The organism is Euhalothece natronophila Z-M001 (assembly GCF_007904085.1).
In the GTDB taxonomy this organism is placed as follows: domain Bacteria; phylum Cyanobacteriota; class Cyanobacteriia; order Cyanobacteriales; family Rubidibacteraceae; genus Halothece; species Halothece natronophila.
Genome location: NZ_CP042326.1, coordinates 731,801 through 745,307, shown reverse-complemented (window position 1 = coordinate 745,307; position 13,507 = coordinate 731,801). Strand labels below are relative to the sequence as shown.

Genomic DNA, 13,507 nt, shown 5'->3' with positions numbered 1-13,507 from the left:
TGCTGAAGTGTCTTCGCAATGCTGTGTTAAGCTCGACTACTTGCAACTGCAACTTGCTCTTCCTCAGGTTGGACAACTCTTAAGCTGGGGAAGAGAAAGTGGTTTTCTTCCACATACTGCGCTCCAAATAGACCCTTTTCTGCCCAAAAATACCGATCTGTGGTATGCTCATTGCGTCTAACTACAACCAGTGCTGGTGGCGCGATTCCTTTTGCAGAAATATATTTTCTCGCTGCCGTCACTGGTTTATATTCCCCACTTTCGATATTATATTGAGGTACTAAGGCAAGGATCTTGCGTCCTTCCTGACGACGACGACTTTTGCGTTTCCGTTTTCTTGCCAAGTTCCGTTACCTCCTTCTTGACTGATGAATGTAATTATGCTTACAAAATTCGTGCTAATTATAAGGTAAACTCAAAGATTTTTCAAGCTGCCCTTTCTGAGATAAGCAATAGCGCAATCGGTTGCGGTATCAGACTTAGATAAAACGTAATTTTGGAAAAATGACACAGCAGGGCTTATTTTTTTAATTATTCTTAATCATTGTATGAAGTTTTAAAAACTACCTAAGGATAGATGACGTAAAAAGGAGCTTCGATATACTTGTTTCATCATTAATATAGAAGGTTTTTACATTATGTCACCACCAGATTCTAAAGGCGAAATGGAACAAAAACTTGGGGAAATGGGATCCAAGATTGATGAATTAAAAGCAAAGGCTTCCCAAGCAAGTGAAGAAAGAAAAGCTGAATTGGAACAACAAATTAGTCAGCTTCAAGAACGCAGAAATGAGATGCAAAGCCAACTCAATAATCTCCAAGAATCAACAGGAGAAGCCTGGGAGGAAGTCAAATCTGGATTTCAATCTGCTTGGGATGATTTAAACCGAGCCTTTGAAAAAGCCCAAGATCAATTTAAATAAAGTCATTAGTCATTAGTTATTAGTCATTGGTGTACAAACAACGAAGGACAAAGGACGAAGGACTAACAAAGGACAAAATTACTCTTCAGGAACAGGAGAAACGGGGATTTCTTCTGTTTCTGGCTCTTGGGCTGGTAAGTCACTTTCTGGTGCTTGTTCAGGTAACTCCGCATTTTCATCGTCTAAAAGGGGAGTCATATCTCTAATTTGATCCTTATATTCAGCAGGGGCGAGAGCAAAGGCTTCTTCGTATAAGGGTTTGGCAGCTTCCTCATCTCCTTGTTCTTGCTTAACAAGGGCTTGTCCTAAAACGGGGCGAAAATCACTGGGATCTGCTTCAGCTAATTCTTGATAAAGCGCGATCGCGCGGTCAAAATCATCCATACGAGCGTACACTTGAGCTAATAGAAGTCGAATGGAAGTAGTATCTACGTCAATCTCATTATTTTCTGCCAACTCTAACGTTTCTTCTAATTCTCCAATAGCAGCTTCTGGGCGATCTTTTTGTAGATATAAATCTACTAACCCTTGTAAAGCACGCGGATCACCGGGTTGCTCATCTAGAATATAACGATAAGCACTAGCAGCCCCTTCCACATCTCCGGTTTCTTGTTTGGCTTGAGCTAGAAGAATGCGATAAGCCTCTTGTTCAGGATTGAGATCTGCTAACTGTTCTAAGGGGGCAATAGCTCCTTCCACATCTCCTTGCTGTAAACGAATTTCTAATAGCCCTTGCAAGGCATTTTCATTATCAGGTTCTCGTTCTAAAACCGCCTCATACCCTCTTGCTTGATCCGCTAATTCTTCCTGCTGTTGTTGATTTGCCCCGTTAGTTGCTTGCTGTGGTTGATCTCGATTGGCGAGAAACGGCAAAATCGAAACTCCAACAAAAGCAATGACAATTAAGGCAAGTACCACTAATATCCAAGTTTTTTTAGACTGCTTATCTTGTGAAGAACTCATATTTTTTTATTTTAAGAAAATCTCTATCGGAATATTCATTAGCCACATTAACTCAATATGAAAAACTTAACCAAGTGGCTACCATTGCTGAAAATTTAACATTAAGGGAGACGTTTAAATTCCCTGCTTGATCCGAAAATGTCCAAAATGTTCTTCTCCTTGTCGAGAAGGAATTGAATTTTCTACGGAAACTAAATTTATAATTTCAAATTTAGGATTGAATAACTCCTTAATCTCTGAGGGCTGAATGCCGTAGGGGGGCCCTCCTTCGCGGTTATGGGTAAAAAAGACACCGATTAATTCCCCTTTTGGTTTCAGAAGAGAAATCACAAGATCAAGATAACTGGTGCGCTTTTCTGGGGGTAAAGTACAAAAACAAGTGTGTTCAATAATGTAATCGAAGCAGTTTTGATAGTATTTAGGCAGAGTAAAAATATCTTCTTGGATAAACTCCACACTTAAATGTGCTTGTTGGGCTAATTCTTTGGCTTGCGCGATCGCGCTCGGGGCGAAATCTACTGCTACTACCTCATGTCCTTTCTCGGCGAATAATAGCGCATCATACCCACGACCACAACCGATCACTAATGTTTTCCCCATAGTAGGCGCTTGAGGAGAATTTAAAAAGTTCACTAAAGCGGGAGCTGCTTTGCCAATATCCCAGCGATCAGTTCCTTCTTGATAGCGAGATTCCCAAAATTCTGGATAAAAAGTGCTGTTCATATTATCGTCTGTATCTTAACTGATTTGCCATAAAGTTATACAATAATCATAACTATCCTAAGATAGGAAAACAAGTTGTCAATTAGTTATGAAAATGATTAACGTAGTTTTTAGAGGGAAAGTTGCCATTAAATCTATTGAAAAGAGCCCACTTGGAGTGTATTGAATTATTCCATATCTTCTAATAAAAACTCATCTAATTTCTACTTTGAACGTTGCTTAAAGCAAATTGAGCAAGATATTCTTCGCATGGGAGCTTTAGTGGAGCAATCTTTTCGATTAAGCCATGAGGCTCTTTTTGATCATAATATGGAAGCGGCAAACCAAATCAATGGTCTTGATAAGCAAATTGATCAATACTATCGCCAGATTGAACTAGATTGTGTCACTTTAATGACCTTACAAGCCCCGGTAGCGAATGATTTACGACTCATTTGCGCCTTTATGCAGTTAATTCGAGATTTAGAACGAATTGGTGATTATGCCGAGGATTTAGCTGAGTTTGCCGTAAAACTCTTTCCTTATTCCTCTCATCCCTGTTTACCTCAAGTGGCTACTATGTCCCATCAAACCCAAATGATGCTAGCGGCAAGTTTAGTAGCGTTGGCAGATTTAGATGATACCGCTGGGAGAAGAGTGAAAGAGATGGATGATACAGTAGATGAAGCTTATGAACACCTTTATACAATTCTTGCTAAAAATACAGATGTTCGAGGGGCTGTTGAACCAATTTTATTGCTAGGGCTAGTAATTCGACATCTAGAACGTATGGCTGATCATGCAACCAATATTGGTCAGCGAGTTTCTTATATTGTTACCGGCGATCGCGCTTAGCTTTTTTCTAAACATTCACCCCCTCAACTTAATTAAGGGGGCGAATTAGCGTTTTTAGATATTAAAGAGGTGGAAGTAGATTCCCGCCACTACAAAGTTGATTGCCAACAGGACTACTGCCCAAATTAGACGAAAACGGTAGGGGGGTTGTCCAGATTGGGGAACGGGCATTTTATCCGCAGATGTTTTTGCCATAGTTGTTTCTCCTTTTTGTTATTAAAGTGATTTACTGCAAAGAATTAAGCCGCCTCGCCGGCATGATAGGAACTCCGCACAAGAGGACCGGATCGAACATGATTAAATCCCATTTCTTGGGCGATCGCGCCGAGGCGATCAAATTCTTCTGGTGTCCAATATTTTTGCACAGGGCGGTGTTCTAGGGAAGGGCGCATATATTGTCCAATGGTAACGCGATCGCAGTTGATTGCCCGTAAGTCTTGCAAAGTCTCAATTACTTCTTCTTCCGTCTCGCCATGGCCCAACATTAATCCTGATTTGGTGGGAATTTCGGGGTCAATTTCTTTGACAATTCTTAATACTTCTAAGGAGCGATCATATTTTGCCCCTCGACGTACAGGCCCCTGTAAACGGGGAACAGTTTCCACATTATGGTTATAACACGCTGGTTTCGCTTTGACCACGGTAGCAACGCGATCGCGCTGTTTTTGTTGGGAATCTTTACCGCCCCAAAAATCAGGAGTTAACACTTCAATTCCCGTTTCTGGAGAACGCTTCCAAATTGCCTCCATGGTTTTCACAAACCAACTTGCACCGCCGTCTTCAAGGTCATCTCTTGCCACTGAGGTTAACACCGCATACTTTAATCCCAACGCTTCCACCGCCTCAGCAACTTTTTCAGGTTCTTCTGGATCAAGCGTCATCGGGGCGTGACCTTTATCTACTTGACAAAATGCACAAGCTCTGGTACACGTTGCTCCCATTAACAAGAATGTGGCAGTCTTATTACTATAGCATTCTCCGCGATTTGGACAGCGTCCTTCCTCGCAGATCGTATGAATTTGACGCTGTTTAATAATTTGCTGTACCGAGGAAATTTCACTTGCATTACCAATGGGGCGTTTTAGCCAAGAAGGTAACGCAGTAATTTCGGAACGCCATTGTTGTCTTGTTTCACTATTTGCTTTAGAAATATTGACCATCTGAATTTGTAATTGATTCCTTGAAGTAGCTTGAGAATTTATCGACTTAAAATCTCAGCCTCAACTGCAATTTAATTATATCGTACATTTTTTACTAATTTTTTATCATATTTCGTTTAGGAGAGTCAAAATGAGATTTATTTATTGCTCATTGAGTTGCCAACTGTAAGGAAGATACTGAATAGAAATTGGCTCAGTTATTGGTATCCTTAAATAGGATTTAATATAGTCAGCAACTGACTTAGAATGATGGAGAAAATCTTTTTCATACCACTTAAAAATTTTGCTACAAAATAACTGATTTAACTCAGGATCATAACTTACCTTATCTGTATTATTAATAAAACGAACTGCATCAGCCTCAAGTTGATCATAAACAAACTCAGGCTGATAGGCTTCATTACGCAACAGGGGGCAACCAATAGCGGCGCAAACTAAGGCAAAATGAATGCGAGGTTCTTGCCATTGTTGACGAAGGATTTTATGTTCAATATCATTGAGACTAACCTGCTGATTATTCAGTTTATGGACAGGCTGAGAAAAGAAGATAAAAAATGCTAACCAATTTGGAACTCCCAAAGTCCTTGGTAAAATAGATTTAATGGGATATTTTTTCAAAATTTTAGCAATTACAAGGGCATTATAAATATTGATGAGAAAAGACAGACTTTCTGCATCCTTAAGTTCATTCAATTGTAAATTCGAGACAGTATTCAACCATTGATCTAATTCTCCTTGGGTTTCTAATTGCCAACGTTGATAATCAACTTGTCCAGATTGGTTAACATATTCTCGGAGTAAACTATCCCAAAGCGAGAAATCAATCATGCCACTACCCATTATAATAAAATTGTTTTGTTCTTTGTCCTTCGTTATTTCTATACTAATGACTAATTTTACTACTTTTTTATTATCTGTAGTCTGGGAGACTCAAAAATATTAATTATGTTTATCAATAAAGCAAAAATTATTCCTATCTTAGATATCTATTTAATTCAACAACTCATTCCACCGTTTTTATTTGGGGTAGGGGCATTTACCTCAATTGGCGTTTCTGTGGGAACAGTTTTTGAGTTAGTGAGGCGAGTAGCTGAATCAGGATTACCCTTAACCGTCGCTGCCCGTGTTTTCTTATTAAGTATGCCAGAATTTATTGTTTTGGCATTTCCGATGGCTACTTTATTAGCAACCTTAATGACTTATAGTCGCCTATCGAGTGATAGTGAAATTATTGCTTTGAGAAGTGTTGGAATTAGTATTTACCGATTAGTGATTCCAGCTTTAATGATGAGTTTATTCATTACAGGCATGACATTTGCTTTTAATGAATTACTCGTCCCTACCGCCAACTATGAAGCAAGAATAACTTTAGAACAGGCTTTAGAAAATGATACGCCACCATTTCGAGAGCGCAATATTCTTTATACTGATTATGGGAATGTAGAACAACCTGATGGCAGTGAAGAAGAAGTGTTAAAACGATTATTTTATGCGGAACAATTTGATGGAGAACAAATGCGACAAATAACGGTAATTGAACGTAGCCGTGGTGCGATTAGCCAAATTATTAATGCTCAGTCTGCTACTTGGAATCCTAGTATTAATAAGTGGGATTTTTATGAGGGGACAAGTTATATTATTGGTTCTGATTCTTCTTATAATAATGTCGTTAGATTTGAGCATAAAGAATTAAATTTACCAAGAACGCCATTAGATTTAACCCAAGAGTCTCGCGATTATGGAGAAATGAATATTGCTCAATCTCTAGAACAATTAGAGTTAGTCAAAGCCACTAGCGATGAGGAAGAAGTTCAAAAATTAAAGGTTAGAATCCAGCAAAAAGGATCATTACCCTTTGTTTGTTTAGTGTTTGGCTTAGTGGGTGCAGCTTTGGGAACCAGCCCTAAAAACACGGGACGTGCCACAAGTTTTGGCATTAGTGTTTTAATTATTTTTGGCTATTACTTACTATCTTTTATTACTGGTGCAATGGGACAATTAGGATTTTTATCACCCTTTATGTCTGCTTGGATTCCTAATTTTTTAGGGCTAGGCATCGGTGGGTGGTTACTCTTTCGAGCTGCCAATTAGAATAGGAGTGATTGTTTTTTAGAATTATGCCATGCAACTGCGATTTCTTCTATCTACTTTTTTAATAACTGCCATTAGCTTCACGATGTTTTTCGCATCTCCTTCACTAGCCAGTAACTCTGTCCAAGTGGCGAGTATTTTCTCTTTTTCTGGAGAACAACCTGATAATCTTGGTGTGGAGAATGGTAAGCTAGCCAACTGTCCGCAAACGCCTAATTGTGTCTCTAGTCAGAGTAAAGATATTAATCATAAAATTGATCCCTTAACTTATAATTCCTCTTCTGAAAGAGCCTTAGGTGAGCTAACAACAATTCTTAAAGAGATTGATAATGCTGAAATTATTGAGGAGAAAGATAATTACTTATATGCACAATTTACTAGTAATATTATGGGATTTGTTGATGACGTAGAATTTTATTTAGACCCCCAAGCAGAGGTGATCCATGTTCGTTCTGCATCGCGAATTGGAGAATCAGACTTAGGGGTAAATCGTCGTCGTATTGAGCGGATCCGAGAACAGTTATCTTGAAGTTTTTAAGTGGTAAAAATTCGGGGGAGACGATGCTTAAAGCTGCATAAAATCTCCCAAGAAATTGTCCCCAATTTTTGTGCCCAGTCATTAGCAGTGATGGTGTGCTCTCCTTGTTTGCCAATTAAGGTAACAATGTCCCCAGGTTGAACCTGTTCACAATTGGAAATGTCTAACATCAGCTGATCCATAGTGATTGCTCCAATTTGGGGAACTTTTTTTCCGTGTAATAAGACTTCAAGATGGTTTGAGAGGTTACGGGGAACGCCATCAGCATAGCCAATGCCGATCACAGCGATGGGAGTGGGTTTTTCGGTGATAAATTGATGTCCATAACTAACACCTGCCCCTGCGGGAAGTTCTTTAATTTGGGTGATGCGAGCTTTGACTTCTAAAACAGGTTGCAGGGGAGAAACTGAAGCTAAATGAGGAGAAGGCGATAACCCATAAAGGGCTAACCCCACACGCACCAGATCATAGTGACAATTAGGATCACGAAGAGTAGCAGCGGAGTTGGCAAGGTGGAAACAAGGAGGAGTGAAACCGATAGAATTTAATTGCGCGATCGCGCTTTCAAACCGTTCTCGCTGCACTTCCATAAACGTATCATTTTTTTCATCTGCAGTCGCTAAATGAGAGTAAATACTTTTAATTTCTAGTTGAGGAAATTTCTGCACGCAACGAACAAAGGGAACTACATCTTTCCACAGTACCCCTAAACGAGACATTCCAGTATCTAATTTCAGATGCACAGGCAAAGAAGTCTGTAGGGTTTGTAAGGTTTCCCCAAAAACAGAGGCTTGTTGCAGAGAACATAAAGTTGGTTCTAAATTCCACTTGACAAGAGCTTGAATTTCTTCAACCGTATGAATGGCCCCTAAAATGAGAATTGGAGCCTGAATTTGAGCTTGTCGTAACTCAATTCCTTCTTGTAGGGTTGCTACGGCTAAAGCTTCTCCCCCGGCTTCTAAAACCGTTTGGGCAACGTTTACTGCCCCATGTCCATAAGCGTCGGCTTTGACAACTGCCATTAGACTCGTCTGGGGAGAGAGAGACTGTTTAATGGCTTTGACATTTTGTCGCAGGGCTGTTTCATTAATTTCAATCCAAGCCCGTTGGGTGGGGGAACAATTTTGCTGTGTCGGCGTAGATTGATCAGGGATTAATGCGGTTTCTAAATCTAGCTCGATATCTCTGCTCAAGACCATAACTCACTCCTCACTTGCAATTATAATAACTGAATGGTACAAAACCGTTTTCAATTAATCAATGAAGTGGAGAGAATCACCAAAATAGGGAGCTAAAATTTATCTCAGGGTTGAAACACCTGAGACATTTGAATCAGATAAGTTTGTAGAGTAATTGTGGAATCTTCTCCCCGTTTGAGAGTTGCTTCTAGATTTAATAACAGAGGAAATAGGGTTAAAAGTTTCTGTAATGATAGGTTTTGCACTTCTTTACGGAGAAAATAAACTCGTTTCGGGTTATTGATTTCGGCAGATTTCGCGATCGCGCTATTATCTCTTTCCCCTTTCTCTATCATTAATTTTACCCACAGCCAAGTGCGAAATTGCCCCACTAATACGGCAACAATTTTTAGAGGGGGTTCATTGCGGTTTAATAAATCAGTGAGTAATGATAGGGCTTGATTGGTATCCCCGCTACGGATAGCTGTAGCGAGTTGTAAACTGTTATGGGTATTGGTAGTAACCAGTTGCGCGATCGCGCTTTCGTCTAATTTCCCATGTTCTTCGCTAGCATATAAAGATAACTTATCTAATTCCTGAGACAATAGGCGCGTATTATTCCCCACTGCATCAGCTAAACATTCCACTGCGGTTTTTGTCAGTTGTACCCCTTTTTCCCCTGCCATCGTTTCCACCTGCTTCAACAATTCTTCGGTTTGCCAAGGGGGAATTAAACTAAACTCTTTAACAGTTGCATATTTTTTCAGTAACTTGGTTGACTTCAGCCGCCCATCAGGTTTTTTGGAACTGCTTAGTAATAAATGGGAGGTATCAGGGAGTTTCGGTAATGTCCGCTCTAACTCTGATAATAACCCTTCTGAGCAACGTTGACCGATTGTAGTATTTTGTACCCAGATTAAGCGATTTCCTGCACCAAACGGAGGCGTTAACCCCTGATAGAGGGCTTCTCTCATCCCTTCTTCACTGTCTCCTGAAATAATATCCTCATTGAAGTCTCCCCAAAGCGGATCAATCACTTCCTTTCGTAAAGCTGTAATGGCTTGGTTTAGGCGATAGTCATCTTCTCCCCAAAAAAAGTAAACAGGCATAACTGAAATGATGTTTTTTGTCGATTTTTCCTTTATGGTAGTTGTATGAGCGGTTAATTAGGAGATAAATCAGCCTTGGACGAAGCCTATCAAAAGTATGTGGAAGAAGTCGGACGCTTATCGCAACCAGCCCAGTATCCGACACAATTGAAGAATATTCAAGAATCCCCCAAATTTCAGCGGGATGAACAGGGGAAAGTCGAGGCGCGATCATTCCCTGGATATAGTGTGACTACTCCTCCCTGCGAGGAAGATAGTAATAACGAAGGGTTTTATTATCATTTGCATCAAACCCAACAGCGTCTGTTGAGTCAACTCCCCCAAGATTTTCTTCTCCCAGTTCCTCCTAGCAGTTTCCATGTCACCCTAGCGGATTTAATTTGGGGAGATCAATTCAAAACGGCTGTGGAAAAAAATCCCAAGTTTGAAAGTCAACTGAAACAACAAATTGCTATCAGTTTTAAACAGTATCAACAAGAAAATCCTGTTTATAAGCCACTACAGTGGCAGTTATTAGGGTTAATTATCCGTCCTCGCGCGATCGTGGTTGGCTTATTACCTAAAGATGAATATTCTTATCAACAGATCATTCAATTGCGTCGGGCAATTTATCAAAACCGAGATTTATTATCTTTAGGTTTAGAACAACATTATCACTTTTTAGCTCATGTTACATTAGGGTATTTTGGAAAAGTGCCTGAACAGTCAGAACGTGATGATATTTGTACAACTTTAACCGCGATTAATGATCAATGGTTAGAAATTGATCCGAAGTTATTAACAATTTATCAAGCTGAATTAAGAAAGTTTCCTGATATGACGGCGTTTATTCGTGAACCTGATTTTCCTGTCGTTAGTTTTAGTAATAATCAGTGATTAGTTGTCCTTAGTCCTTAGTCCTTTGTTGTTTGTAAGCCAGTGACTAATAACAAATAACGAATAACGAAAAGAATGAGTAAAAATCATCCCATTGTCGAAGAAAGTTTTGCCATTATTGATCAAGAAGTTGGGGAACATCATTATCCTGAAAAACAGTATCAGGTAATTCGTCGGGCGATTCATGCTACGGCTGATTTTGAATTTTTAGATCTGTTTTACTTTAGTGATCAAGTAATTGAAATTGCAATCAAGGCTATCTTAGAAAAAACTCCCATAATTGTTGATGTGGGGATGGTTAAACAAAGTATTCAGGGAATGATTAAGAAAACGTCTAATAATCCTGTTATTTGTGCCATTGAAGAAGCAGAAAAAGCAGCCCCAAATCAAACACGCACGGAAACAGGATTGCTCAATTGTCTTGAAAAATATCCCAATGGAATCTATGCCATTGGAAACGCGCCCACGGCTCTTTTAGCTTTATGTCATTCTATCAAAAATGGGCAGGCTCAACCGCAATTAGTGATTGGCGCGCCAGTGGGGTTTGTCTCTGTGATTGAGTCAAAAGAAGCGCTCGCAACAACCAATGTTCCACAAATTCGGGTGGAAGGGCGTAAAGGTGGATCGGCTGTAACAGGTTCAATTATTAATGCCTTACTGCTGTTAAGTCAAGAAGAAATGCGATCCCCCCACTGCTTTACTAAGGGGGGCGAAGGGAAGATATAGGGGGGTAACTTGTTGAAAATGGCATTACTGATTAATGTGGTAGGGATAGGCTTAGATGGCGAAGCAGGGTTAACAGAAAAGGTACGAGGGATTATTGATCAAGCGACTGTTTTAGTGGGAAGTGAAAGGCAACTGAGTTATTTCTCTCAAACCTCAGCAAGGAAGATTCAGTTAGGAAACTTTCAGGAAACAATCGCGCAAATTAAAACTGATCTCAATTCTCAAGAAAAAATTGTTATTTTGACCAGTGGTGATCCGTTATTTTTTGGGTTAGGACGATTTTTATTAGAACATTTTTTTCCTCAGCAACTAGCATTTTATCCTCATTTATCTTCCCTACAACTTGCCTTTAATCGCATTAAAATTCCTTGGCAAGATGCAACCCTCATTAGCGCCCACGGCAGAAATACAGAAGCCTTAATTAAAGCGATTCAACGAGGAGATAAAAAGATTGGGATTCTCACTGATAGCCAAAATACTCCTAGCGCGATCGCGCAATTAATAACAGCTTTAGATTTAGCCTTTTCTTATCAGCTATGGGTTTGCGAAAATTTAGAAGGAACAGAAGAACAGTGTCAATGTTTTGACTTAGAAACGGTTAAAAGTTTAGACTTTTCTCCCCTGAATGTGGTAATTTTAATCCGTCAGCCTTCAGCAATTCCCAATCCTGAAACTTTACCAAAGCTAGGGTTAAGTGATGAGACATTTTTAAGTTTTCCTGATCGCCCTGGATTAATGACAAAACGGGAAATTAGACCCTTAATTTTAGCAGAATTAGCCCTAAAACCCAATCAAATTATCTGGGATATAGGCGCTGGAACCGGTTCTGTCGCCATAGAAATTGCTCGTTTATTCCCGACTTCTCAGGTTTATGCAATTGAAAAAACTGCCATGGGAGTGTCTTTAATTCAAGAAAATTGTCAGCGTCTTCAGGTTAATAACGTTAGCGCGATCGCGGGAAATGCTCCTACCATTTTACCTGATTCTCCCCCCCCGCAACGGATTTTTATTGGGGGAACAGGGGGCAACTTAACCGCAATTTTAGATCACTGTGAAACCAAATTAGCCTCCGATGGGATCATTGTTTTTGCTTTAGCTACTCTCGAACATTTAGAAGAAGCTAGAAACTGGTTAAAAAAACATGGGTGGCGCGATCGCGCTTTACAAATTCAAATCTCTCGCTCTCTTCCTATTGCTAATCTTACCCGTTTTTCTCCCTTAAACCCTGTCACTCTTCTCACTGGATGGCATTCTTAGTCTGAATGGCGGGGTTTTGAACCCGTGATTTTACGATAAAAACAAATAACTCCAGATCTGCAAAAAAAATAGAGCGTTCTTTACACGAAAAATTTACTGCACTTTGGATTATGGGAGAGTGGTTTCAATGTGAACAAGAATTATTGAAATACATTAATTCTTATAAAGAGTGATAAAAATACAATGAAAACGCGATATTTTAACTAAAATCATGAGATTTAATCAAACAAAACATCCTGAAGAATGGTAACTGATAAGCCAGTGACACGACGAAACTGGACATCATTCGTTAATAACAGAGTACAATTTTCTTTTAGAGCCGTCGCCACATGAATTGCATCAGGGGTTTTAAGATTATAATTCGCCCGTAATTGCGCTGCGTTTCGTAGAATTTCTTGGCTAATTGAGATTAACTGTAAGGATGATAACAGAAGATGCTCGTAGGCTTGTAATAAATCTTGGTTTCCAGTTCGTAATGGTAAAACTAATGTTTCTAATATAGCAATCCTAAATCAGTTGTAAATTTTTAGTTGTGATCCCCCCTTTAATTCCCCCCTTACTAAGGGGGGTAGGGGGGATCGTAATGTTGAGCTAGTTTTTACAAATGAGATCATATTGCTATAAGATTAATTCACTACTAAAAACTCTAATTTCTTCACTTTGTACTTTTTCCCATAAAGGTTCTAAAATTTGATAGTAATTTGGTACTTGCTCCACACTATAAATTACAATAGAAGTATCGAGCTAAACTAGACTTGAATTGGGTAATGTTAATCCCATGACTCTCTTTCCTCTGCTAAATAAGCATCAATTTCTTCAGGAGTCATTCCCATTCGATGCTTACGTGCTTCCTCAATGATTTCAAGGATATTTTTTTTCTGATTGGGAGACTCTTTTGGTAAAACCACAAATACATCTACAGCTTTTCCTTCTAATTCTGAGGGGAGTTCTACTTCAATGCGATTTCCGGGTAAAACCTTTGTTGTTAGATGAATTGCTGATTGTGTTTCTGCCATAATTTAATCCCTCTTTATTTTTACTCGCTTTTTTTTATTATATAGCAGTTCTAATTCTTTTGTTTTTAGTCATTGGTTTACAAACAACAAATAACAAATAAAAATCGGGGTCA

At 39.3% G+C, this 13,507-nt stretch carries 18 protein-coding genes; 8 read left to right on the top strand and 10 right to left on the bottom strand.

Features of this window, described 5'->3' with window-relative positions; all coding sequences use genetic code 11:
- Positions 1 to 26 precede the first annotated feature (26 nt).
- Positions 27 to 344, bottom strand: a complete 318-nt coding sequence (locus FRE64_RS03470) for a DUF3155 domain-containing protein (protein ID WP_146294684.1) — start codon at positions 342 to 344, stop codon at positions 27 to 29.
- 294 nt (positions 345 to 638) lie between these two features.
- Between FRE64_RS03470 and FRE64_RS03465 the strand changes: the two genes are divergently transcribed.
- The gene (locus FRE64_RS03465) at positions 639 to 923 is read left to right on the top strand and encodes a sll1863 family stress response protein (protein WP_146294683.1); all 285 of its coding nucleotides are present in this window, start codon (positions 639 to 641) and stop codon (positions 921 to 923) included.
- A gap of 78 nt (positions 924 to 1,001) precedes the next feature.
- Here FRE64_RS03465 and FRE64_RS03460 read toward each other — a convergent pair whose 3' ends face one another.
- Entirely contained in the window at positions 1,002 to 1,886 is an 885-nt protein-coding gene (locus FRE64_RS03460; protein ID WP_146294682.1) for a tetratricopeptide repeat protein, read from the bottom strand.
- Between the two features lie 114 nt (positions 1,887 to 2,000).
- Positions 2,001 to 2,609 carry a methyltransferase domain-containing protein gene (locus tag FRE64_RS03455; protein WP_146294681.1) on the bottom strand — a complete coding sequence of 203 codons (609 nt, stop codon included), beginning with the start codon at positions 2,607 to 2,609 and terminating at the stop codon, positions 2,001 to 2,003.
- Positions 2,610 to 2,858: 249 nt separating this feature from the next.
- Between FRE64_RS03455 and phoU the strand changes: the two genes are divergently transcribed.
- Positions 2,859 to 3,443, top strand: coding sequence for a phosphate signaling complex protein PhoU (phoU, locus tag FRE64_RS03450; protein ID WP_246140414.1), 585 nt, complete (start codon positions 2,859 to 2,861; stop codon positions 3,441 to 3,443).
- A gap of 54 nt (positions 3,444 to 3,497) precedes the next feature.
- Here the strand turns inward: phoU and psaX are convergent, their stop codons facing one another.
- The 3 genes from psaX to FRE64_RS03435 form a co-directional block, all read right to left on the bottom strand.
- The gene (psaX, locus tag FRE64_RS03445; RefSeq protein WP_146294679.1) at positions 3,498 to 3,638 is read right to left on the bottom strand and encodes a photosystem I protein PsaX; all 141 of its coding nucleotides are present in this window, start codon (positions 3,636 to 3,638) and stop codon (positions 3,498 to 3,500) included.
- A gap of 44 nt (positions 3,639 to 3,682) precedes the next feature.
- Positions 3,683 to 4,603 carry a lipoyl synthase gene (gene lipA / locus FRE64_RS03440; RefSeq protein ID WP_146294678.1) on the bottom strand — a complete coding sequence of 307 codons (921 nt, stop codon included), beginning with the start codon at positions 4,601 to 4,603 and terminating at the stop codon, positions 3,683 to 3,685.
- A gap of 141 nt (positions 4,604 to 4,744) precedes the next feature.
- Positions 4,745 to 5,431 (bottom strand): DUF547 domain-containing protein, encoded by a 687-nt coding sequence (locus tag FRE64_RS03435; RefSeq protein WP_146294677.1) that lies wholly within the window; start codon positions 5,429 to 5,431, stop codon positions 4,745 to 4,747.
- A gap of 117 nt (positions 5,432 to 5,548) precedes the next feature.
- Here FRE64_RS03435 and FRE64_RS03430 point away from each other — a divergent pair, with 117 nt between their 5' ends.
- Positions 5,549 to 6,694 carry an LptF/LptG family permease gene (locus FRE64_RS03430; RefSeq protein ID WP_146294676.1) on the top strand — a complete coding sequence of 382 codons (1,146 nt, stop codon included), beginning with the start codon at positions 5,549 to 5,551 and terminating at the stop codon, positions 6,692 to 6,694.
- 85 nt (positions 6,695 to 6,779) lie between these two features.
- Entirely contained in the window at positions 6,780 to 7,223 is a 444-nt protein-coding gene (locus FRE64_RS03425; protein WP_246140385.1) for a DUF1499 domain-containing protein, read from the top strand.
- A gap of 5 nt (positions 7,224 to 7,228) precedes the next feature.
- Here FRE64_RS03425 and alr read toward each other — a convergent pair whose 3' ends face one another.
- Together alr and holA are read right to left on the bottom strand one after the other, a co-directional pair.
- Positions 7,229 to 8,431, bottom strand: coding sequence for an alanine racemase (gene alr / locus FRE64_RS03420; protein WP_146294674.1), 1,203 nt, complete (start codon positions 8,429 to 8,431; stop codon positions 7,229 to 7,231).
- Positions 8,432 to 8,535: 104 nt separating this feature from the next.
- Positions 8,536 to 9,519 (bottom strand): DNA polymerase III subunit delta, encoded by a 984-nt coding sequence (holA, locus tag FRE64_RS03415; protein ID WP_146294673.1) that lies wholly within the window; start codon positions 9,517 to 9,519, stop codon positions 8,536 to 8,538.
- Positions 9,520 to 9,594: 75 nt separating this feature from the next.
- Between holA and FRE64_RS03410 the strand changes: the two genes are divergently transcribed.
- From FRE64_RS03410 to FRE64_RS18230, 4 genes are all read left to right on the top strand, one after another.
- The gene (locus FRE64_RS03410) at positions 9,595 to 10,395 is read left to right on the top strand and encodes a DUF1868 domain-containing protein (protein ID WP_146294672.1); all 801 of its coding nucleotides are present in this window, start codon (positions 9,595 to 9,597) and stop codon (positions 10,393 to 10,395) included.
- A 75-nt stretch (positions 10,396 to 10,470) separates the two neighbouring features.
- Complete coding sequence (locus tag FRE64_RS03405; RefSeq protein WP_186708956.1) at positions 10,471 to 11,121, top strand: cobalt-precorrin-8X methylmutase; 651 nt, start codon at positions 10,471 to 10,473, stop codon at positions 11,119 to 11,121.
- 18 nt (positions 11,122 to 11,139) lie between these two features.
- Positions 11,140 to 12,378, top strand: a complete 1,239-nt coding sequence (cbiE, locus tag FRE64_RS03400; RefSeq protein ID WP_146294670.1) for a precorrin-6y C5,15-methyltransferase (decarboxylating) subunit CbiE — start codon at positions 11,140 to 11,142, stop codon at positions 12,376 to 12,378.
- A gap of 35 nt (positions 12,379 to 12,413) precedes the next feature.
- Positions 12,414 to 12,551 (top strand): GIY-YIG nuclease family protein, encoded by a 138-nt coding sequence (locus tag FRE64_RS18230; protein WP_390622265.1) that lies wholly within the window; start codon positions 12,414 to 12,416, stop codon positions 12,549 to 12,551.
- 45 nt (positions 12,552 to 12,596) lie between these two features.
- Here the strand turns inward: FRE64_RS18230 and FRE64_RS18225 are convergent, their stop codons facing one another.
- The gene (locus tag FRE64_RS18225) at positions 12,597 to 12,878 is read right to left on the bottom strand and encodes a type II toxin-antitoxin system VapC family toxin (protein ID WP_390622264.1); all 282 of its coding nucleotides are present in this window, start codon (positions 12,876 to 12,878) and stop codon (positions 12,597 to 12,599) included.
- A gap of 270 nt (positions 12,879 to 13,148) precedes the next feature.
- Positions 13,149 to 13,394, bottom strand: coding sequence for a hypothetical protein (locus FRE64_RS03390; RefSeq protein WP_146294669.1), 246 nt, complete (start codon positions 13,392 to 13,394; stop codon positions 13,149 to 13,151).
- Positions 13,395 to 13,507 lie beyond the last annotated feature (113 nt).

What these genes read in the sequence shown, in the direction of transcription:
- FRE64_RS03465 (WP_146294683.1), top strand. Translation starts at nt 639, where the DNA reads ATGTCACCACCAGATTCTAAAGGCGAAATGGAACAAAAACTTGGGGAA.
- FRE64_RS03455 (WP_146294681.1), bottom strand. Translation starts at nt 2,609, where the DNA reads ATGAACAGCACTTTTTATCCAGAATTTTGGGAATCTCGCTATCAAGAA.
- holA (WP_146294673.1), bottom strand. Translation starts at nt 9,519, where the DNA reads ATGCCTGTTTACTTTTTTTGGGGAGAAGATGACTATCGCCTAAACCAA.
- psaX (WP_146294679.1), bottom strand. Translation starts at nt 3,638, where the DNA reads ATGGCAAAAACATCTGCGGATAAAATGCCCGTTCCCCAATCTGGACAA.
- FRE64_RS03460 (WP_146294682.1), bottom strand. Translation starts at nt 1,886, where the DNA reads ATGAGTTCTTCACAAGATAAGCAGTCTAAAAAAACTTGGATATTAGTG.
- phoU (WP_246140414.1), top strand. Translation starts at nt 2,859, where the DNA reads ATGGGAGCTTTAGTGGAGCAATCTTTTCGATTAAGCCATGAGGCTCTT.
- FRE64_RS03405 (WP_186708956.1), top strand. Translation starts at nt 10,471, where the DNA reads ATGAGTAAAAATCATCCCATTGTCGAAGAAAGTTTTGCCATTATTGAT.
- lipA (WP_146294678.1), bottom strand. Translation starts at nt 4,603, where the DNA reads ATGGTCAATATTTCTAAAGCAAATAGTGAAACAAGACAACAATGGCGT.
- FRE64_RS03430 (WP_146294676.1), top strand. Translation starts at nt 5,549, where the DNA reads ATGTTTATCAATAAAGCAAAAATTATTCCTATCTTAGATATCTATTTA.
- FRE64_RS03390 (WP_146294669.1), bottom strand. Translation starts at nt 13,394, where the DNA reads ATGGCAGAAACACAATCAGCAATTCATCTAACAACAAAGGTTTTACCC.
- FRE64_RS03435 (WP_146294677.1), bottom strand. Translation starts at nt 5,431, where the DNA reads ATGATTGATTTCTCGCTTTGGGATAGTTTACTCCGAGAATATGTTAAC.
- alr (WP_146294674.1), bottom strand. Translation starts at nt 8,431, where the DNA reads ATGGTCTTGAGCAGAGATATCGAGCTAGATTTAGAAACCGCATTAATC.
- FRE64_RS03425 (WP_246140385.1), top strand. Translation starts at nt 6,780, where the DNA reads ATGTTTTTCGCATCTCCTTCACTAGCCAGTAACTCTGTCCAAGTGGCG.
- cbiE (WP_146294670.1), top strand. Translation starts at nt 11,140, where the DNA reads ATGGCATTACTGATTAATGTGGTAGGGATAGGCTTAGATGGCGAAGCA.